Origin of the sequence: Acetobacterium sp. (assembly GCF_030652775.1) — a bacterium.
GTDB lineage: Bacteria > Bacillota > Clostridia > Eubacteriales > Eubacteriaceae > Acetobacterium.
The window spans coordinates 37,409-58,700 of record NZ_JAUSPS010000045.1 but is presented as its reverse complement, the minus strand read 5'-3'; the positions used below and the strand labels follow the sequence as shown (position 1 = coordinate 58,700).

Annotated in this window: 20 protein-coding genes and 2 rRNA genes; 16 read left to right on the top strand and 6 right to left on the bottom strand. The window is 42.4% G+C overall.

Annotated features, from left to right (window positions below):
* From Q7J41_RS07800 to Q7J41_RS07785, 4 genes are all read left to right on the top strand, one after another.
* Positions 1 to 118 (top strand): 23S ribosomal RNA (locus Q7J41_RS07800); the annotation flags it as partial.
* A gap of 102 nt (positions 119 to 220) precedes the next feature.
* Positions 221 to 337, top strand: a 5S ribosomal RNA gene (gene rrf / locus Q7J41_RS07795).
* Between the two features lie 123 nt (positions 338 to 460).
* On the top strand, positions 461 to 814 hold the full coding sequence (locus Q7J41_RS07790) for a hypothetical protein (RefSeq protein WP_304886853.1): 354 nt from the start codon (positions 461 to 463) through the stop codon (positions 812 to 814).
* Positions 815 to 1,026: 212 nt separating this feature from the next.
* Entirely contained in the window at positions 1,027 to 2,901 is a 1,875-nt protein-coding gene (locus tag Q7J41_RS07785; protein WP_304886850.1) for a hypothetical protein, read from the top strand.
* Between the two features lie 220 nt (positions 2,902 to 3,121).
* Here Q7J41_RS07785 and Q7J41_RS07780 read toward each other — a convergent pair whose 3' ends face one another.
* Entirely contained in the window at positions 3,122 to 3,718 is a 597-nt protein-coding gene (locus Q7J41_RS07780; RefSeq protein WP_304886848.1) for a flavodoxin family protein, read from the bottom strand.
* A 119-nt stretch (positions 3,719 to 3,837) separates the two neighbouring features.
* Here Q7J41_RS07780 and Q7J41_RS07775 point away from each other — a divergent pair, with 119 nt between their 5' ends.
* Entirely contained in the window at positions 3,838 to 4,674 is an 837-nt protein-coding gene (locus Q7J41_RS07775; protein ID WP_304886846.1) for a helix-turn-helix transcriptional regulator, read from the top strand.
* Positions 4,675 to 4,775: 101 nt separating this feature from the next.
* Here the strand turns inward: Q7J41_RS07775 and Q7J41_RS07770 are convergent, their stop codons facing one another.
* Entirely contained in the window at positions 4,776 to 5,183 is a 408-nt protein-coding gene (locus Q7J41_RS07770) for a hypothetical protein (protein WP_304886844.1), read from the bottom strand.
* A 252-nt stretch (positions 5,184 to 5,435) separates the two neighbouring features.
* On the opposite strand from Q7J41_RS07770, the gene Q7J41_RS07765 reads away from it, so the two are divergent.
* The 4 genes from Q7J41_RS07765 to Q7J41_RS07750 all read left to right on the top strand — a co-directional run bounded on the left by Q7J41_RS07765 (position 5,436) and on the right by Q7J41_RS07750 (position 9,453).
* Entirely contained in the window at positions 5,436 to 6,038 is a 603-nt protein-coding gene (locus Q7J41_RS07765; protein WP_304886843.1) for a dienelactone hydrolase family protein, read from the top strand.
* Positions 6,039 to 6,063: 25 nt separating this feature from the next.
* On the top strand, positions 6,064 to 6,786 hold the full coding sequence (locus Q7J41_RS07760; RefSeq protein WP_304886842.1) for an NAD-dependent protein deacylase: 723 nt from the start codon (positions 6,064 to 6,066) through the stop codon (positions 6,784 to 6,786).
* Between the two features lie 100 nt (positions 6,787 to 6,886).
* The gene (locus Q7J41_RS07755; protein ID WP_304886839.1) at positions 6,887 to 8,041 is read left to right on the top strand and encodes a CdaR family transcriptional regulator; all 1,155 of its coding nucleotides are present in this window, start codon (positions 6,887 to 6,889) and stop codon (positions 8,039 to 8,041) included.
* Between the two features lie 470 nt (positions 8,042 to 8,511).
* Positions 8,512 to 9,453 (top strand): hypothetical protein, encoded by a 942-nt coding sequence (locus Q7J41_RS07750; RefSeq protein ID WP_304886838.1) that lies wholly within the window; start codon positions 8,512 to 8,514, stop codon positions 9,451 to 9,453.
* Between the two features lie 59 nt (positions 9,454 to 9,512).
* Here the strand turns inward: Q7J41_RS07750 and Q7J41_RS07745 are convergent, their stop codons facing one another.
* From Q7J41_RS07745 to Q7J41_RS07730, 4 genes are all read right to left on the bottom strand, one after another.
* Complete coding sequence (locus tag Q7J41_RS07745) at positions 9,513 to 10,601, bottom strand: hypothetical protein (RefSeq protein WP_304886836.1); 1,089 nt, start codon at positions 10,599 to 10,601, stop codon at positions 9,513 to 9,515.
* Positions 10,602 to 10,764: 163 nt separating this feature from the next.
* On the bottom strand, positions 10,765 to 11,169 hold the full coding sequence (locus Q7J41_RS07740) for a formylmethanofuran dehydrogenase subunit E family protein (RefSeq protein ID WP_304886834.1): 405 nt from the start codon (positions 11,167 to 11,169) through the stop codon (positions 10,765 to 10,767).
* 69 nt (positions 11,170 to 11,238) lie between these two features.
* Positions 11,239 to 12,597 (bottom strand): PFL family protein, encoded by a 1,359-nt coding sequence (locus Q7J41_RS07735; protein WP_304886832.1) that lies wholly within the window; start codon positions 12,595 to 12,597, stop codon positions 11,239 to 11,241.
* A gap of 11 nt (positions 12,598 to 12,608) precedes the next feature.
* Positions 12,609 to 12,878: an ACT domain-containing protein gene (locus tag Q7J41_RS07730; protein WP_304886831.1), complete on the bottom strand. Its 270-nt coding sequence runs from the start codon at positions 12,876 to 12,878 to the stop codon at positions 12,609 to 12,611.
* 271 nt (positions 12,879 to 13,149) lie between these two features.
* On the opposite strand from Q7J41_RS07730, the gene mraZ reads away from it, so the two are divergent.
* The 7 genes from mraZ (at position 13,150) to murD (ending at position 21,277) form a co-directional block, all read left to right on the top strand.
* Positions 13,150 to 13,581, top strand: a complete 432-nt coding sequence (mraZ, locus tag Q7J41_RS07725; RefSeq protein WP_026396140.1) for a division/cell wall cluster transcriptional repressor MraZ — start codon at positions 13,150 to 13,152, stop codon at positions 13,579 to 13,581.
* The gene (rsmH, locus tag Q7J41_RS07720; protein ID WP_304886826.1) at positions 13,582 to 14,538 is read left to right on the top strand and encodes a 16S rRNA (cytosine(1402)-N(4))-methyltransferase RsmH; all 957 of its coding nucleotides are present in this window, start codon (positions 13,582 to 13,584) and stop codon (positions 14,536 to 14,538) included.
* Positions 14,539 to 14,553: 15 nt separating this feature from the next.
* Positions 14,554 to 14,937: a hypothetical protein gene (locus tag Q7J41_RS07715; RefSeq protein WP_304886824.1), complete on the top strand. Its 384-nt coding sequence runs from the start codon at positions 14,554 to 14,556 to the stop codon at positions 14,935 to 14,937.
* Between the two features lie 61 nt (positions 14,938 to 14,998).
* Positions 14,999 to 17,407: a PASTA domain-containing penicillin-binding protein gene (locus Q7J41_RS07710; RefSeq protein WP_304886822.1), complete on the top strand. Its 2,409-nt coding sequence runs from the start codon at positions 14,999 to 15,001 to the stop codon at positions 17,405 to 17,407.
* 148 nt (positions 17,408 to 17,555) lie between these two features.
* Complete coding sequence (gene murF, locus Q7J41_RS07705; RefSeq protein WP_304886820.1) at positions 17,556 to 18,929, top strand: UDP-N-acetylmuramoyl-tripeptide--D-alanyl-D-alanine ligase; 1,374 nt, start codon at positions 17,556 to 17,558, stop codon at positions 18,927 to 18,929.
* Positions 18,929 to 19,903: a phospho-N-acetylmuramoyl-pentapeptide-transferase gene (mraY, locus tag Q7J41_RS07700; protein ID WP_304886818.1), complete on the top strand. Its 975-nt coding sequence runs from the start codon at positions 18,929 to 18,931 to the stop codon at positions 19,901 to 19,903. The genes murF and mraY overlap by 1 nt, the downstream gene beginning before the upstream one ends.
* Before the next feature lie 12 nt (positions 19,904 to 19,915).
* The gene (murD, locus tag Q7J41_RS07695) at positions 19,916 to 21,277 is read left to right on the top strand and encodes a UDP-N-acetylmuramoyl-L-alanine--D-glutamate ligase (protein WP_304886816.1); all 1,362 of its coding nucleotides are present in this window, start codon (positions 19,916 to 19,918) and stop codon (positions 21,275 to 21,277) included.
* Positions 21,278 to 21,292 lie beyond the last annotated feature (15 nt).

The window sequence follows — 21,292 nt, the reverse complement described above, 5'->3', positions numbered from 1 at the left end:
AAGATATCTCACCAGAAATGGTTAAGGTCCCTGATAGACGATCAGGTAGATAGGCTGGATGTGGAAGTATGGCAACATATGGAGCTGACCAGTACTAATCGACCGAGGTCTTGATCCAATAATTTATACACTGTGCTGTTTTGAGTGGTCGCAAGCGACCATGAATCAAGACAATTGATAAATGCAATCATAACTTAATAGTATTAACTAGTCTAACTAGTTCCGTAATGATGGCGGAAGGGCCACACCTGTTCCCATACCGAACACAGAAGTAAAGTCTTCCAGCGCCGAAAGTACTTGGTGGGCAACTGCCTGGGAGGATAGGACATTGCGGGGTTATATTAAAAAAAAGAGATAAAAAAGCAAAGTGATTTGTTTTTCTATCTCTTTTTTTAATGTTATAATAAACAGATAAAAGTAATAAAAAAATTTCAGTTGATTATACCAATAGGAGCCGATTATGAAAAAAAACTTACCGTTATTAATTCCCGTATTACCGTATCTGATTATGACCTCTTTGATCTTTTTTATCTTGCCTACGTTGGAGCCAAATTCAAGATATTTCTCATTCTTTATGCTGTTGATTATTCCTGTTTATTGTTTTGTTTCTGCTTTTATATACGGACTGAAAAATGGCAATGTCGGGTTTTACCCGATTTTTATGGGCATCATTTTTCTGCCACCAATGTTTTTGATTATTGAAATGAAATCACTGATATATGGGGGCATTTATGGCACGGTTGCATTATTGGGGATGTGCCTTGGCAGTTTGCTGAAAAAAAGAAAAGACGACGATCCGGATTCAGAGAAATGAACACATCGAACAAATGACGTATCGATCATCCCCTAAAATCGCAAATCGGCGAAATAGGGCGCCAACAATGATTGTCGGACGTGATTGAATGTGATAAAATATTTGCGACAAATCATGAAGTTTAAGATAAGATAATCCTTAGGATTAAAACTTGAAGATTGCATAATCTTGAGATTCAAATAAAAATAAATAACTTAGAAGAGGTGCTAAAAATGGATGAAGTTGGTTTTTTAGAAAAGCTACGGTACAAATTTGACAATCTAATGTCAAAAGGAACAGGCATTCTGTTATTGTCGTTAGCCAGTGCTACGGCAATTATGATCGCTATAATTTCACTGATTGTCTGGATTACACAGTCGGGGCCAACTTCAAGTTTTACAGAGCTGCTATGGATGGGGTTAATGCGAGCCATTGACTCTGGAACGGTAAGTGGCGATACTGGAAGTGTCGGTTATATCTTTCTGATGTTTGTTACTACCCTAGGTGGTATCTTCATTCTCAGTATATTAATTGGGATCTTAACAACTGGTATTGAATCAAAACTGGATTCGTTGCGAAAAGGCCGATCCCGAGTGATCGAAAAAGACCAAACGATTATTCTGGGCTGGTCTGAACAGATCTTTACGATTGTTGAAGAATTGATTGAAGCAAACAGTAATCGCAAGCATGCTTGCATTGTCATTATGGGGAATCACGATAAATCCGAGATGGATGATGCCATCAGGGAACGGATCACGGATATGAAAACTACAAGAATAGTCACTCGACAGGGAAATCCAATCGATATTGATGATCTCGAAATCGTCAGTTTAAATACGTCCCGATCAATTATCATTATTCCTGAGGACGATACCAGGGTTATTAAGACGATTCTTGCCATTACGAACAATCCCAATAAACGAAGTCAACCGTACAATATTGTCACCGTTTTAAAAGATCCTGCAAACGTCCAAGTAGCTCAGATTGCTGGTAATAATCATGCGGAAATAATTCTTAGTGATACATTGATTTCGCGTATTATTGCCCAAACCTGTCGTCAGCCGGGTCTTTCAACCGTTTATACTGAACTTTTGGATTTTGGTGGAGATGAAATATATTTCAGCGATTGTCCTGAAATAATTGGAAAAACCTTTGGCGAGGCTCTATTTTTATTTGAAAAATCGACCGTGATCGGTGTCCAGACTCAGGGAAAAACCTACTTAAACCCACCAATGGAAACGATTTTACAGCCGGGAGATCAGATTATTGCCATCTCAGAAGATGATGATACCATCATTGTAAAGCCTGAACAGCAACATAGTATTGATGTGGGGGCGATTCTGCAGACTACAGCAGCAGAATCAGAGAGTCCTGAAAAAACACTGATCTTAGGATGGAATGATAATGCCCACTTAATTATTCAGGAAATTGACAATTATGTTCCTCAGGATTCAATTTTAACCGTTGTTTCGGACTGTGTTGAAGACGAAGATTTCCAGACCGCTCTCAGCCAGGTTGTCAATCAGAAAATCGAATTATTAAAGGGCGATCCCAAAGATCGAACTATTTTAGACGAATTGATGGTTAAAAATTATGACCATGTCATTATCCTATCCAATAATTCTGAACTTGATGTGCAGGAATCCGATGCCAATACCCTTGTGGTCCTGCTTCAACTCCGGGATATTTCTGAAAAACTCAATTGCCGTTTTTCAGTTGTCAGTGAAATGATGGATTTCAGAAACAAGAAATTAGCGGAAGTGACAAAGGTCAACGACTTTATTGTCAGTGAAAAGCTCATCAGCTTAATGTTGACTCAGGTTTCAGAGAACAAAATGGTTAATACGGTATTTGAAGATTTATTTGACGCCGATGGTTCGGAACTTTATATTAAAAAAGCGGCAAAATATATTAAGCCTGACACATCCGTTAATTATTATACTTTGGTTGAAGCGGCAAAAAGAAAGAACGAAATCGTCATCGGATATGTGATTGCTGACGAACAAAAAGATGCTCAAAAGAACTACGGTATTTATATCAATCCTGCTAAAGCAGCAACTGTTACTCTGGTTGAAAAAGACGGTCTAATTGTTATTGCAGAAGATTAATTGGAGATAACAAAAGGAAGACAGATCGTTTGTGAGTTTTGTATTCAGTACAGCCGTCAAAAGAAAAATCTTTTGGCGGCTGCTTTTATTTACATAAAGAAATAACAATTCTTTTTTCCAGGATAGATACACTAAAGTTTTACAATAAAACAGAACTGTTGTCACAAATGGAATCAAAATGGATCAACCATTTAAACAATAGTCTAATTTTTGCTGATGACTATAAGGATGCAGGGGATGCTTGTAGGGCAACTGCAATTTGTTTAGCAAGATTTTCGATATTTTGTGGTATTCCAACTAAACCAGCAGCAGCATCTACGATAATACTTCCAACAATATCGTAGCCGCCAGCGTCTAAAGTAGTTTGCATGGCTGACAAAGCCCCGGCAGCCTGGTTAGGCAGTTCGCTTAAAGGTGACGGAGAATTACAGGCAGTAACGATAGCGGCCCTTTGGCCTATGTGTAAGGGTCGTGGCATTTCCAGACCACTTGAGGAAATTTCTTCAAGCGCTGTTAACGAACGATCAATTAAGGTTCGGAATGGTCCGGTGACATTTCCAAAATAGGTTGGACTTCCAATAACTAAAGCATCCGCATAACGAATTAATTTTGCTATACGATGACCATCATCTTGAGGAAGAATACATGATTTATCAGGTCTGCATTGTAAACAGCCCTGACAGGGTTTAACATTAAGGTTGTTGATATTTATCCACTGGACAATGTGCTCAGAATCCAAGGCGTTTTTGATACATTTCATCGTACCAGCAGTATAGCCATTTAGACGTGGTGATGCATTAAGAAATAGAATATTCATTTAGTTACACTCCAATTCAAACTATTTTAATATAGATATACTTTAACACTTGGGATATACTGGTACCAGAAGTCTATTTATACTGGTATAAATTTTGATAGGATAAAGGTGATATGAGTATGATTAGTAATGAAAAAAGTCGTTATACTGAATTAGGTAATTTTCTTAAAACCCGACGCAATAGCATAATACCGGCTCAAGTGGGACTGCCAGCGGGAATCCGACGGAGAACTCCTGGATTAAGGCGTGAGGAAATAGCGCAATTAGCAGGAATTGGACTGACTTGGTATACATGGCTTGAACAGGGACGCCAAATTAATGTGTCAGACCAGGTTTTAGAGAGTTTATCCAAGGTGCTGATGTTGAACGCAGAAGAACGCAAGCATTTGTTTACCCTTGCAATGAAACCTATTCCAAATGAAAATTACCGTAATGCCGGACAACTTAATGATACACTACAACATGTTCTGGATAGTTTGGAAACCAGCCCTGCATATATTATCGATCAGAGATGGAATATTTGTGGTTGGAATAAAAGTGCCTGCCAGGTTTTTGGTGATTTTAGTCAAATCAATGAATCGGAAAGAAATGTTGTTTACATGATGTTTTGCAAGAATGAGTATATGGAATTATTTGATGATTGGGAATTTCACGCAAAAGGTATTATTGCCAGGTTTAGGGTAATGTGTGGTATAAACATTGACGATCCTTGGATTACTGATTTCACAAATAATCTTAAAGAAAAAAGTTCTGATTTTAATATGTGGTGGTCGATGTATAAAATCCATAGTATGAGTGATATTATAAAAGAACTATCACACCCTGTAGTCGGAAAGTTAGTATTTGAGTTTAACAGTTTTGATGTGTCCGATAATCCAAACTTAAAAATGCTAATTCATACACCCGTCCAGGGAACAGGGACAATCGATAAAATGAAACACCTGGTAAATAGTTAAAGTATCTTATAATTACGCCTAACTGAATAGTGGGTTTTTTAAAGAAAATCTGGCACCTGTAGAAGAAATGATAATGTTTGAATTCGTTTTAATCGTGTTGATTACTGTTCGACAATAAATTTTACGGCAGCAGAATAATTCGTAACCTCTTTGACAATAAAGTGCTTTTTAAACTCTTTGGTCCACATGTTCATTTCTGAAATGATGTCATTGACTTCGTTCATAATAAAAACGACAATCTTACAATCAGTTTTTGACATAGCTGGCAATAAAACTGAAAATCCCCATTTAACATCATCGCTTTCATCTTCAAATCCATTTCGGGCATCAACAACAAAATTACTTCCCGGATACCGATTTAGCAGATCGACCGCAAAGGTGGTTGGATTGCGATAGTTTTTTTTACTGCAGAACTTTTTCCAGGTCAGGAGGACGATATCATCTTCAAATATGTATTCAACATGGCTATACACCGAGTCAAAGTCATTTATTTCAATTATTTTTCGCATTAAGTTAGTTCCTTTCAAATGAACACATTAGTCATAAATAATCGATTAAAAGTGAGTGTGTCTATTATAACTATTTTTGAAACAGATATCTACAGTATAGAAGAAATATACTCATAATTGCTCATAAATTACCAGTTCGAAAATCCGCATGCGATAGTTACACCTCAAGATGGACAAAGTAACCAGTGATAATGTATATTTAACAGAGAAAGTTTATCAATTGAAAAACAATTGAAATAGTGGAGAAATGTTATGTTAATAAAAAAAATAGGATCAGAAAAAGCAGTTGTGATTGTCCCGGAAATTTATGGAATAAACCAATATATAAAAGATTGGGTGGATTTTTTCATCCGCCACGGTTATGACACCTATTGTGTGGATCAAAATGGGCGTGACGGTTGTTATTCATATGCACAGAACGAAGTGGCATATCATCATTTTGTGAACGATGTTGGTTTTGACCAATACAAAGAAGTGGACGGCTATATTATGGAGCTGAGGGATGATTATAAAAAAATCGTCGTTTTTGGATCAAGTGTTGGAGCCACCATCGCCTGGCGATTGACGGAGAGCCAGTGGTGTGATGGAATGATCGGCTATTACGGATCACGAATCCGGGACTATCTGGAGGTCGAACCGGTTTGTCCATGTCTGCTGATATTTCCGGAACAGGAAAAATCCTTTGAGGTACAGTCGATTATTCCAAAACTTGAGCAGAAAAATAAGGTCGAAAGCCATGTTTTGCACGGAAAACATGGCTTTGCTGATCCCTATGGTAAAGATTTTAATGAGTTGTCAGGAAATAAAGCGCTGGATGTGGTAAAATACTTTTTAAGAAAAATAGAACATCTATAAACGTTTTGAGAAAAGAGGCTACATCGTGAACGAGATCGAAATTTTACAGGAAATGACTGAAAAAAGTAAGAACATTGTTTTTTTTGGAGGAGCTGGTGTTTCCACGGAAAGTGGCATTCCAGATTTCAGGAGTGTCGATGGCTTGTACAGCCAGACCTATCAATATCCACCGGAAACGATTCTTTCTCATGAATTCTTTATGAATAATACCGAAGAATTCTATCATTTTTACCGCAATAAAATTCTGTACCTGGAAGCAAAACCAAATGATGCCCATCTAAAATTGGCAGAACTGGAAGCCAATGGGAAATTGAAGGCGGTGATTACGCAGAATATCGATAGCCTTCATCAGCTGGCGGGCAGTAAAAAGGTGCTGGAACTGCATGGGTCGGTTCATCGCAATTATTGTATGAACTGTCATCAGTTTTTTCCGGTTCAGACAATCCAGGAAAGTAGGGGTGTGCCCTTATGCAGTTGTGGTGGAACGATTAAGCCGGATGTGGTATTGTATGGCGAAGGTCTGAATGGCGATATTATGAACCAGTCGGTTGCGGCCATAAAAAGCGCCGACGTTCTGATTATTGGCGGAACCTCTCTGGGTGTTTACCCGGCGGCAGGACTCATCGATTATTATCGGGGACGGAACCTGGTGCTGGTAAACAAATCCTCAACACCGATGGATGCCCGGGCAAATCTCATCATTAAAGGAAGCATTGGCGAAGTATTCAAACAACTAGAAATGGAGTAAAAAATAAATAACAGCTATGGATAGTCAAACTGAACTGAGATATCGACAGAGTAACCGATTATTAAGATTGTTGCTAGATAACCACACCGTGGAAGAGGTAGTGGAAACCATTAGTTATCTGATAGAAAAACCAGTCGTTTTTATTGATATAAATTTTTCAATTCGGGGAATGAGCCGAACCGACGAGATTACCGATCCGTCGTGGAATTTTGCGATTTCTAAAGGATTTTGCAGTCACGAGTTTATTTTCGAAATCGTTAATATTGAAGAGGTCAAACGTTTTCCCAAGGATCGAACACCTTATGTGGTGGGTTTGGAAAGTGAGTCAAAGGTCTTGGTATCACCAGTGATCATTCGCGGTAAATATGCTGGTGCCATGGTGATGTTTTTTGAAAACACGGAAGTGACAAATCAACATTTAGAATTACTGCTGCTTGCCAATGAGGTGCTGACTGAAATTATTTTAAAGATCCCAATGTATAAGTATATTCGTGGAAATATGAATGAAGGGATCCTGATGGATCTGATCGAAGGTAGAGACAAGGAGAATGCTGATTTTAAATCATGGGTCTTGGAATCAGAGCTTAATAGCAGCAATAATCTGTGTGTGCTTGTTTCTGAACAGAATGATGCCAATCCTTATCAGGAGGTTATCAAAGATTCATTGTGCGATGATTTGCATCATGTTTTTCCAAAATCACATGCAATCTTTTATGGCAATCAAATGGTTGTTTTATGTATGGATCTGGAAAAGACAAAAACCGAAAAAGGTATTAGTCGGTTGAAGAATTTTATAGAAAAACATGCATTGCGGATAGGCATGAGCGATTTTTTTCAGGGCATTGAAAATTTTCAAACTTATTATTTTCAGGCTGAAGCAGCCATTCGAATTGGGGCAATAATCGACGAAAATAAAAGTTTTTTCAGTTATGGGGACTACAAATTTTATCATCTTCTGGAGAAAGGCATTGGCAATTCTGGAGCTAATCTCAAAGAGTTTGTTCAAAGGGGTTTGTTAACGCTTGAAAAGTATGACAGACAACATCAATCGGAATTGTTCTATACGTTAAACACGCTCATCGATTATGGGTGTAATTACAAAGTAACTTGCGAAGCCCTCCATATTCATCGCAATACCCTCAGTTATCGTATTGATCGGATCAAGTCTCTGACTCAGCTGGAACTGACTACCCCGAAGGTTCAATTTGATCTGGCGTACTCGTTTCAAATTTTAGAATTTCTAAAACATAAATAAAATTTGCATTTGTGATGGAATCGCAATGCCAGGAAAATTGCAGCGGATATGTGTTTGCCAAGAAACTATAATCTGTGCAGAATGCACAGATTTAGATCGATATTTTGTTAACTATAGCCGATGATTAATTCGGACTAATAGCATATGCTAACACATAGGGATTGTGACCCCTTACTAGTAGGATGTAAAGTTCATACTAGACCCCTTAATCTAAGAGAGCTCAGGCTCTTTTTTTATTTTATGAAATAGTATGGTAAAATAATAAATTTATGCAATGGTCAGTACGGTAGCGTAAGTGGGAAATGGCTGATCATTGTGAATGATGCACAAATAATGATGGATATTTTGGGAATGGTGACCATAGTAAAATTTTGTCCTTCTTGTTAAACTAGTCTTGTAAACATTACCAGTGCCACTCGATTGATTTCATATGTTTACAAAGAAAAATTTATTTTATAAGGAGAAAAGAAATGGACTTAACATTATTAATTGCTGCTTTTGGCGGCGGGTTGTTTGCAGCCGCCATCGGCGGTGTGCCATCATTTATTTTTACCGGGTTAACAGTAGTCGCCGCAATTCTTGCCGGAGATTTTGGAGCGCCAGCCATTGGCATCATCAGCTTTGGATCATGGTTCTCTCCATGTGTCGCTTTTGCCGGTGCTGTAGCAGCAGCCGGTTATGCTAAAAAAATTGGAAAATTAGAAGTTGGTGGAGATATTATCACTCCCCTGGCAGGATTAAAAGATGCCTCAGTATTACTGGTCGGCGGAATCTTTGGTATTATTGGTTATTTATTAAACTTTACTGTCGGCACACTTATTGGGGCAAATGTACTTGGTTCAGCAGCCTGGACCGACACTGTTGCTTTAAGCGTAGTCATTTCTGCAATTCTAGTACGTTTGCTTTTTACCAATTCCGGTTTAACAGGCAAAACCCCAGCTGGTGTAACACGACATTATCTGCCCCAGGGTTCTGATTTGATTTTTACCATCGTGCTGGGCGCCGGATTTGGTATCCTGGTTGGTGGAATTGTGGCAGCCTTCGGAAATATGGCTTTGGCTGGTTCAGATGAAGCCGCCTATATTTTCTCACAGATGGGTGGTTTTGCCTTTGGTATTGCCGCATTTGGACTGATCTTTGCCTGTATGGGACTGCCATTTTACGGTTGCCATCATATCGTATTGCCAGCTGCATCAACAGCCATCGCTGTTTTCTCAGGGACATTAAACCCAGTAGCCGCTATTATTGCAGCCGCCGTCACCGGTATCTTAGGGGCATTAATCGGTGAATTTGCCGGGTTAACCTTTAACAGCTATGCAGACAGCCACATCGACCCTCCGGCCTGCACAATCTGGGTTTTACAATTGATTAACTTTTCAGTACTGCCGTTAATTTTACCTTCTATTATGTAATTTAATCATCGAGTGGTAGGGACTTTTGCTTTGGCAGAAGTCCCTTTTTAGGTTAATGATCATTGTTTCGATGATAAATTCCGCTGTAAATTGACCACAAAATCCTGGATGTTGGTGATGATCGATTTGGCGCTGAGGCTACCCCGGTCTTTGAGTTTATTGACCACAAATTCGGAGATGTCCACAGTATAAAAATAAACCGGCCGAATCACCCCGTTAACCACCTGGTAGGAAGGGGTCATATTGCCAGTGGCAATGGTATGGAGTTGGGTAGCCAGACAGATTATTGTGGTGGCTTTTTTGGTATGCACCCGCAGGGCATCCTGGGCGCTGTAAACATCAGCATAGACGCCGGGTAAGGGTCCATCATCGCGAATCGAACCGGCTAAAACCATGGGGATGCCGTTTTTAATACAGGAACTGACAATACCGTCTGCGATTTTATATTTTTCAATTAAATTTTTCAGGGAACCGCAGCCCCGAGCGCGATTGATGGTTTCGATATGATGATAGTGACCTAAAGACTTATTTTCTTTGGAGTAGATGTCCTGACCCAAGGCGGTGTTAAAAAAGTGAGATTCCAAATCGTGGGTTGCCAGGGCATTTCCGGCGAAGAGGGCATCCACGTAGCCCATTTCGACCAGGTGGGTCATGGCATTTCGGGAGTCCTGATCAAAGGTTACCGCCGGGCCGAGTACCCAGAGAATATAGCCGTTATCCCGTTCAAATTCCAACAGTTCATAGAGTCGGTCATAGTCTCGGGAGTAGGCAGTTTCGCGGGAATTGGAGGTTCGAAACGAAAAATTATCGCCTGCATTTTGTTTTTTACTGAAGGCAAAATGATCGACATAAACACCGTTTCCACCATCTTCATGGCGTCCTACCACAACCGCATCGCCTTTTTTGACATTTCTGAATTCGATGGCATTAGGCCGATCATTGGCAATGACCACCACGCAGTCCATCCGACTTTCAGACATCAGCTGCCAGGTGTCATGGATTTTAAAATATTCGGGGAAGATGGTGGTGGCGTAAAAGTTTTCGGGAACCACCCCATCGATAGGGGCTGGCATCGTTCGGACGCTGGGGGCTTTGACAAAAAAAGTTTCCGTAAAATCAGGAGCTGTATAAGTGGGTAAAGTAAACATCGGCGCACCTCGTCATAAAATTTATCGTAAATAATTTTATTTATTATACCATATCAACGTTATCGATGGCACCGCAAGTGGTAATGGTTGAATGAACAAAAAAACACCACCATGATTAATCTGGACAGATTGATCATGGTGGTGTTTTTTAAATCCAGCGCTGCTAAGATTTTTTGGGCAGTTCGAAATGGGGTTTTTCAAAATCGAAAAGTTTTGCGGCATCGGGTTCATTAAGCAGGAAGGCTTCCATTTCATCACGCTCCATTGACGGAAGCTCTTTTAAAATCAACCGGATACTTTCGCCGGTGGTTTGATTAAAAACGGAAAAAGCCTGTTTTCCTCCTTTAATAAAGAACAGATTGCCTTTTTCGCCAGTACACTCCAGCACCACGCGGATGCCGTCAACACTGCAGGACTCATTTTCCGTTACACAGACGATTTTATCATCTCCGGCCAGATCAAGGGAAAGCGCTTTGATGGCCTCGAGAGAAGCCCGGACACCAATCGCCAGACCGGGACAGTGATGTCCGTGATAGCTTACACATTTTTCCCATAATTCAATATTCATTATTTTGCTCCTTTCGATAAAACAGGAGACCCACAGTTGCGGGTCTCCCAAGTTGCTAATCCGATTGCGTTAGTTTTTAAAGCTGTGAATTGGTGCCGGGATCTGTCCGCCACGATTTACAAAAACCGAACAGTCATTTTTATTAACCGGCATAATCGGTGCTCGACCCAGAAGTCCACCAAATTCGGCGGTATCACCAACGTCTTTTCCGTAAACAGGGATAATCCGAACACCGGTGGTTTTATTATTGATGACACCAATGGCGGCCTCATCAGCTAAGATACCGGAAATGGTGGAAGCCGGCGTATCGCCGGGAATAGCGACCATATCGATGCCGACTGAGCAGACACTGGTCATGGCTTCCAGTTTGTCGAAGGTCAGGGCGCCGCATTCTACCGCTTCGATCATTCCTTCATCTTCACTGACCGGGATAAAGGCACCGCTGAAGCCGCCCACTGAGGTGGAGGCCATAATACCGCCTTTTTTAACGGCATCATTGAGCATCGCCAGAGCTGCGGTGGTACCATGGGTACCACAGTGTTCCAGCCCCATTTCTTCCAGAATTCGGGCCACGCTGTCGCCGACTTCCGGGGTTGGTGCCAGGGATAAATCCAAAATACCAAAGGGAACATTCAGGCGTTCAGCCACCGTCGTACCAACCAGATGGCCAGCCCGGGTGATTTTGAAGGCGGTTTTTTTGATGATTTCAGCCATTTCTCCAAAGGAGGCATCCTGGGCTTTTTCCAGCGCCCGTTTGACAACGCCAGGGCCACTGACCCCAACATTGAGAACCGATTCGGCTTCACCGACGCCGTGGAAGGCGCCAGCCATAAAGGGATTGTCTTCAACCGCATTGGCAAAGGCGACAAACTTGGCACATCCGATCGAATCGGCATCCCGGGTGAGGTAGGCGGTTTCTTTAATTACTTCGCCCAGCCGTTTAACGGCATCCATGTTAATGCCGGCTTTGGAGGAACCAAGATTGACAGATGAACAGACGCAATTGGTGGTTGCTAGGGCTTCAGGGATGGAGTCGATGAGAATCCGATCGCCTTTTGTGAAACCCTTGGGAACAAGCGCCGAAAAACCGCCGATGAAGTTAATGCCGACGGTTGCGGCAGCAGCATCGAGAATTTTAGCATATTCAACATAATTAAGATCATCGCTGCTGCCCGCGATGAGCGCAATTGGGGTTACCGAGATCCGTTTATTAACAATTGGGATCCCCAGTTCATTTTCAATACGTTCCCCTTCTTTGACCAGGTTTTCGGCCAAACGGGTAATTTTTTCATAGATTTTCTGGCGGCTTTTTGCTCCGGAGGAATCAATACAGTCCAGCAATGAAATTCCCATGGTGATGGTGCGGATATCCAATCGCTCTTTTTCGATCATTCTAACCGTCTCGAGGACGTCTTTAAACATTGCCATAATTGCGCCGCCTAAATGGTGTGCATGGCATTGAAAAGATCTTCATGCTGAATACGGATCGACATACCGATGGTTTCACCCGCTTTTTCAAGGGCGGATTTCAGAACGTTAAAATCAACGGACATATTTGTCATGTCCACAAGCATGATCATGGTGAAAAAATCATGCATAACTGTCTGGCTGATGTCTTCAATATTGACATCATTTTCAGCCAGAATTTTAGATACATTATAAATTATTCCGGTGCGGTCTTTTCCAATAACCGTAACTACTGCTCTCATTTTAAATAACTCCTTAATTTTCATTATTTTATTAGTTTAAACCAAAACTCGTACAACCACAAGTTATAATGTAGAATTTAAGAACAAACAACATCTGCTGAATTTATTTTTAAGTTTTTCGATGTAAAATTAATACAAATGTTGGGAATTTTTAACAAAATAAATCTTTGTTTTTTGCTTAATAGCCGGTTTCGTAACTTGTGAAGGGTGGTGGAGTGTGGTATAATGTGGAAGAAAATGGAAGAGCAAAGTAAGAAGGAGGGGGATCTGAATGTTTTTTGGAGAGTATGAACATAATATCGACGACAAGGGACGATTGATCATTCCTTCAAAATTCAGAGAATCTCTGGGCGGGGAATTCGTCTTGACAAAGGGACTGGATTGTTGCCTGTTTGTTTTTTCCATGGAAGAATGGGAAAATTTTGAAAGTAAATTAAAATCTTTGCCTGTATCGGATAAGGATGCGCGAGCATTTACCCGATTTTTCTTCGCTGGCGCCGCCGATTGCGAACTGGATCGACAGGGTCGGGCAAGCATACCACTTTCCCTTCGCAAATATGCAAAAATAACAAAAGAGGTGACCATTATCGGGGTTTCAAATCGCTTGGAAATTTGGGACAGTCAACTTTGGTCCAGTTATAACGACAACGATGATTTAAACTATGAGGACATTGCCAATAACATGGCGATGCTGGGAATATAAATGAAACCACAAACATTTTCACATACCACCGTATTGTTGCGGGAATCCATTGAAGGCCTGGACATCAAACCAAACGGCGTCTACGTGGATTGCACCCTGGGCGGTGGCGGTCATTCCCAATGGATTTGTGAATCACTGGATGATAGCGGCATTTTGGTCGGCATCGATCAGGATGATTATGCTTTGGAGTATGCCAAAAACCGGTTGGCGGCGTTTGCCTGTCAACGTCATTTTGTAAAAAGTAATTTTGCCAGTTTGGCCAAGGTTCTAAAGAGCCTCCATCTCTTTGGAATCGACGGTATTCTATATGACCTCGGGGTTTCGTCATTTCAACTGGATGACGATACCCGAGGCTTTTCTTATCATAACGATGGTCCTCTAGACATGCGGATGAACCAGTCTGCGGAGTTAACCGCCGAAATGGTAGTAAACGACTATGCCCCCGGAGAACTGAAAAAAATACTTTTTCTTTATGGAGAAGAAAAATTTGCCAGTCAAATCGTCAAATCGATCGTTAGAGCCAGAACGCTTAAGCGAATTACTACCACTTTGGAGTTAAGTGAAATTGTCAAAAATGCTTATCCTCCCAAGGAACGTTTTAAAGAAAAACATCCCTCAAGAAAAACATTCCAGGCCATTCGACTGGAAGTTAATGGGGAATTGAAAATATTGGAAGATGCTTTAACCCAGGGTCTTGAAGCCCTGAAACCAGGGGGAAGGATGTGTGTTATCACCTTTCATTCGCTGGAGGATCGGGTTGCGAAGCATCTATTTAAAAACAAAGCCAATCCCTGCACCTGCCCGCCGGATTTCCCCCAATGTGTTTGTGGAAAATCCCCGGAAGTGAAGCTTATTTCAAGAAAACCGATTATTCCGGGGATTGATGAGTTGGAAGAAAATCGGCGTTCTCGAAGTGCAAAACTGCGGATTGTTGAAAAGCTGGGGACAGAAGGTTAAACAAAGGAGCGTTCCATGGCGACCACACAAAAAAGAGTGAAAATACTCAAACAAAAAGAAAAGCATATGACCACAAGCTCTTATGTTATGCTCATTGGCTTGATTGCGTTTGTGGCGATGATCGGCATATTATTTCAACATGCACTGATCACCGAAAAGAATACTGAAATTCGCGAACTCCAGAAAACCCTGGAGGATGCCATACAGGTTAACGATAGTAAAGAAGGTCAGTTGGTAACGAATATGAATCTTCAATCGATTGAGGCTCAAGCCAGAGGTTATGGCATGACCGAACCAGTTCAGGAACAATATCGGCGGGAACTGGTGACCCCCCAAAAGGATGAGTCACTGATGACGGATTCGCAAATTGTCAGGAGCTGGTTTGAAAATTTATTTTAAGTTAGGGTTTATTTAAGCAGAATCAGGTAAGCTTAACTAAATAAAAATTTGGAGAAAAAACGTGAATATAAAAAAGAAGGCACAACGAGAGATTGGACCGGTTGGCAAACAGAATCGCATCATGATTGCCATGGTTGTACTTTCATTGTGCTTAATTATTGTTATTGGGAAATTGTTTTCCCTGCAAATTGTCAATTCGACGGGGAAATATGAAAGGCAGGTCGATCAGCTTGTTGAAGAAGTGCCAATTAAGGCATCCCGAGGGGATATCTATGATCGGAACAAAAATGTTCTGGCCAAAGATTCTTCGGCCACGGCGGTAAACGTCATTCCCTATGAGGTGGAAGATCCCGAGCGGCTGGCCAAAACATTAAGCAGCAAACTGGGTTTGAAGGTTGAAGACATTCAGACAAAAATCGCCGTTCTGGAGAATGACATTGTTGAAGTCAAAACCGGTATCAGTCAGGGCGCCGCAGTTATTGTGCTCAGCCACAATTTTGCCGGCGTGACGATTGAAGACGGTACCTTGTATTTTGAACCGATCAGTATCAAAGATCCAGAAGCGGTGGCATCGGCTATTTCCAAAGATCTGGATTATGATTACGAGTCGCTTTATGACAAAGCCACCCGAAAGGAAAATCAGCCGGTGCTGATTTTAGGGAAGGTCGACAATGCCCTGGCCTTGGAAATCAAGGAATCGGAAGCGATCAAAGATGAGCAAGGCGAAATAGAAAGCTATAACGGTATTGAATTACTGGATGATTACCGGCGTTATTATACCAATGGAAACTTTGCTTCCTATATTCTCGGTTTTACCGGGACGGATTACAGTGGACTCTACGGTGTGGAAGCAACCTATGAGGATGTCTTAAGTGGCGAAGACGGGGTTGTTTATTTTCAGAAAGATGCCGATGGCAACCAGATTCCTTCCCAGACAAAGATTCTCAAAGAACCGGTTCAGGGAGAGGATATCGTCTTAACCATCGACAGCAATATTCAACTGATGGCTGAAAAGGCCGTGGAGGAAGCTGCGGCGACCTGGAAAACAAAAAGTGTTACTGCCATTGTTATGGAAACTAAAACCGGGGAAGTGGTGGCCATGGCGACCACCCCCGATTATAATCTTAATGATCCATTTACCCTGGATCCTAATTTTGTGGCGACTCATGCAGAGGATCTGAACGGAAAGACGGATCAGGAAAAACTGGCCGAAATGTACAAGAACCAGGCTGTCAGTTTTATCTACGAACCGGGTTCGACCTTTAAAGCATTGACCGGGGCAGCCGCCCTGGAAGAAGGGGTGGTCACGCCAGATACGGTTGTGTATTGTGATGGATCGATCCAGATTGGGGATGCGGTGATTAATTGCGCCACCGGACCACATGGAGCCGAGACGGTTTCTGATGCGATTGCCCATTCCTGTAATCCCGGGCTGGTTCAGATTATTGAAAAATTGAATCCGGATGTTTTTTATCAGTATGTATATAATTTTGGACTGGGAGAAACCACCGGGATTGAGTTGGACGGCGAAGAAGCCGGAATTGTCAATCGTTTATCCACGTCTAATGGTGGGATCAATGAAGTGGATTACGCTACCTTTTCATTTGGACAGGGTTTGGCGGTAACGCCGATTCAAATCGTCAGTGCGCTAAATAGTGTCGTCAATAATGGCTATTATGTAAAACCGACGATTATCTCCAGTGAAACCAAGAAGCAAGCAATTGAATCGCCCAAACAGATTATTTCAAAAGAAACATCGGCAGCTACCAGAGAAATCATGCGTAAGGTGGTCGGCTATGACGCCGATATGACAGCTCTTTCAGAAGGCTACAGCATTGGTGGAAAAACAGGGACGGCAGAAAAGTTTATCAATGGTGAATATTCCAGTTCCAAGTATGTGACATCCTTTTATTGTTTTTCGCCAGTGGAAGATCCCAAATATTCGGTTTACGTGGTATTGGACGAACCAGCGGCAGGCGCTTATGGGAGTACCAGTGCGGCGCCAACGGCCATTAGTTTAATGAAACAGGCGCTGAATTATAACTCGGCTGATACCACCCTGAGTGGTGCAGCAACTGAAGAAATTCAAAAGGGAACCATCACTGTTCCTGATCTGGTCGGTCAGAACATCGATTTTGCCGTCAGTATTCTCAAAGAAAAAGGGATAAGATACGTCGTTGATCCGGCTACCAGCGGGACTATGATTGCGAATCAAAGCCTTCCGACTAATTCGATCTATGATCCGAATAGTGAATTGATCCTGGCTTTGGGAAATGCCGACAGCGCAGCTGCCGGAACGGTTATTGTTCCTGACTTAAAAGGATTATCGATTCAAAGCGCCAATGAAATCCTCACCGGATTGGGATTAAATCTTAAGATAACAGGTAATGGTTTTGCATCAAGTCAGACTCCGGCAGCAACAACCGTTGTCGAAAAGGGCAGTGACGTCAGCGTAACGTTTACCCCATAGTAAAGTAACAGAAAAGCGAGGGGAAAATCCTTGCTTTTCTTTATGTTCAAAGTTTGATATAATATTCAGGTCTTTTTGGACAGCGGATTAGAATGCAAAAATTGAGTAAGTGCGGAATAAAATATGAAAGAAAGATCAGGTAGTATCGATGGAAAGTATCAGTATTGATGAAATACTTCACATTACCCGGGGAGAATTGCTTCAGGGAACGCAGTCACTGGCAATTACAAATGTTGCTATTGACAGCCGTAAAATAAACAACAATGACTTATATGTGCCTATTGTTGGGGAAACAAATAACGGCCACGACTACATCAGTCAGGCCTGCTCAAATGGCGGCAGGGTTTGTCTGACCGAGGAAAGAGAGCGCTTGTTTCCGGAAGAAATGACCGTTATCTATGTCGCTTCAACATTAGCGGCCATGAAAGCCCTGGCTGGTTTTAACCGGCATCGTTACCGCATCCCGGTGATTGCCATTACCGGCAGTAGCGGCAAAACAACCACCAAGGATCTGGTGGCAGCAGTACTGTCGCAAAAGTTTCATACCTTGAAAACAGACGGGAACTTTAATAATGAATATGGCATTCCCCAGACCCTGTGTAATTTGGAATCAGACCATCAGATCGCTGTTATCGAAATGGGAATGGACCATCTGGGAGATATCTCGAAATCAATACAGCTGGTTGATCCGGATATCAGCGTGATCACTAATGTGGGACTCAGCCATATTGAGCGCTTAAAAACCCAGGAGAATATATATCTGGCAAAAAAAGAAATCCTGCAGACCTTAACCAGTGAGGGGATTGCCTATATCAATGGCGATGACGAGTTTTTAAAAAAAATAAAAGCAGAAAATAACCGTTACCAGGTTAAAACCTTTGGCTTGCAGGGCGAGCATACCGTTACAGCCCAGAATTACACTTCCCGTCAAACCGGTCTTGAAATACAGGTGGCATGGGAAGATCAAAATGAAGTCTTTACATTTAATTATCCTGGCGAACATAATGTCTATAATTGTCTGGTGGCCATTGGCTTAGGGTATTTCTATGAAATGACCCAATCGGAAATACAAAAAGGGCTTGACGCCTTCGTTCCCAGCGGCAATCGGATGGATATTTTCACAGTTGGGGAAATCAAGGTTATTAATGACTCATACAACGCTAATCCTGATGCCATGCGAGCTTCCCTGGATGTTCTGGCCACCTTGGGCTGTGACTATCAGCGGAAAATTGCGATTCTTGGCGATATGTTGGAAATGGGCGAATATGGGCCAGCTGCCCACCTTGAAGTCGGTAGCTACGCCCGCAATAAGGCCGATATCCTGATCAGTGTCGGCGATCTGGGTCGGTCGATTTGTCAGGGCTATGAAAATGCCGGACAAGTCTACCAGGTTTCGGATGCGCTGGCAGCCGGCGCATGTTTAAAAGAGATCGTCCAGCCGGGAGATATCATTTTGATTAAAGCATCCCGGGGCATGGGTCTGGAACGGGTTATTGATTATATTAAGGAAGGCGGTCAATAATGGAGATAACGATTTTACAAACAGGACTGATCAGTCTGCTGGTTTCCTTTCTGGTAGTATATTTAGTGACACCCCGGTTTATCCCCATGCTCAAACGTCTGAAATTTGGGCAGGCCATTAGAGAGGAAGGACCCCAAAGCCATTTGGAGAAATCAGGAACCCCAACCATGGGCGGGCTGGTTATTCAATTGGGCGTATTGGCAGCTTTTATTCTCATGTCGGCGCTGATTGGAAACTGGGATTTTTTCCCGATTGTGGTGATGCTCTATTTTGGAGCGGTGGGCTTTATTGATGACTATATCAAGGTTGCCAAAAAACATAATCTGGGTCTGCGAGCCTGGCAGAAAATGGTGCTCCAGTGTATTGGGGCTCTGGCCATTGCCCTCTATGCGTATTATTCACCGACAATTGGCTCGGAACTGGTCGTGCCTTTGATGAATCAGAGCGTTGATTTCGGGATCTGGTATGTGCCATTTACCGTTATCGCCGTGGTATCCATCGTCAATGCCGTTAATTTAACGGATGGACTGGATGGACTGGCTTCCGGGGTAAGCCTGATTGTTGCCATTTTCTTTTTTGTCGGTTCGCTGGTTCTGCCCCAGGCCAATACCAGTATTTTTATTGGGGCCATCATTGGCGGCTGCTTGGGTTTCTTAAGACATAATTCAAATCCCGCTGATATCTTTATGGGAGACACTGGTTCGATGGCGTTGGGAGGCGCTATTGTAGTCATGGCCATCATTACCCAGCTGCAGATTTTTCTGCTTATCGCCGGAGCCTTGTTTGTCATCGAGGCCTTATCGGTTGTGATTCAGGTGGGCTACTTTAAATCTACCGGGGGAAAGCGATTTTTTAAGATGGCTCCGATTCATCATCATTTCGAATTGTCTGGTTGGAGCGAAACCCGGGTTGTCACTGTCTTCTGGGTCGCTACTGCCATTTTTGTAACCATTGCATTTATTTGTTTAGGATAGGAGAAGCGCATTATGAGAAAAAGGACTCTGGTGATAGGAGCCGCCCGAAGTGGGGTAGCTGTCACCGAATTATTATTAAATCATGGCGAAGCAGTGGTATTAACCGATACCCGGGCATCGGGCATTGTTTTAAAAGAATTTCCCCAGATTCTGGATTATGAAAAAAATCCCGACTTTGAATCGATTTTTGGCATTCAGCCCAGTCCAGAGATTTTACAAGTGATTGATGAAGTGGTGGTAAGTCCTGGAGTGCCGTTGATTATCCCGATAATTCAAGCAGCCTACGAACAGGGTATTCCTGTCACTGGAGAGGTAGAAGCGGCCTATCGATTGACAAGAACACCTTTTATTGCGATTACCGGAACCAATGGAAAGACCACCACCACCACCCTGTTGGGGGAAATATTCAAAGCCTCAGGCCGGGGAACCTATGTGGTGGGAAATATTGGCGATCCGATTACCAACTACGTCGACAATGCCACAGAAGACGAAGTATTTGTGACCGAGATCAGCAGTTTCCAATTGGAGACCATCGATACTTTTCGGCCTCGGGCGGCAGCGATTCTCAATCTGACCCCAGATCATCTGGATCGTCACCTGACGATGGAAAATTATGTCAATGCCAAAGGCCGGATATTTGAAAATCAAACAAATGAAGACCTGTTGGTATTAAATGGAGATGACCCCTTAGTCTGCGAATTAGGTGCGAAGGCGCATTCGAAAAAAGCTTTTTTTAGTTATCAAAAAACCGTCGATTATGGCGCCTGGTGTTTAAATGGCAAAATCTATATTAACAACGGCCAAGATACGATTTTGGTCTGTCGGGAAGACGAATTAGGTATCATCGGTCCCCATAATACCATGAATGCTCTAGCAGCACTGACCTTGGCCTATTTTTCAGGAGTGGAGCTGGCGGTCATTGTCCAGGTGCTTAAAACCTTTGCCGGAGTGGAGCACCGACTAGAAATGGTGGGCTGTTTTGCGGGCGTGACCTATATCAACGACTCCAAAGGCACGAATACCAATGCCACCATCACGGCCCTTAATGCGGTGGAAGAACCGATTATTCTGCTGGCCGGGGGATATGATAAAAAGGAAGACTATTCCGAGCTGATGGAGCTGGTGGCAAAATGCGTCAAACGACTGATCGTGCTAGGTGTTACCGCTGATGATCTCATTAAAACCGCCAATGCCAAGGGCTTTACGGCCATCACCAAAGTTGACAATTACGAGGAAGCGGTTGCCTGTGCCAAAGCAGCAGCAGAATCCGGTGATACCGTCTTGTTATCACCCGCCTGTGCCAGCTGGGATATGTTTGACAACTATGAAATCCGAGGTCGGGTTTTCAAACGCTTGGTGACCGAAAATCAATAAGAATCCGAGGAGTAA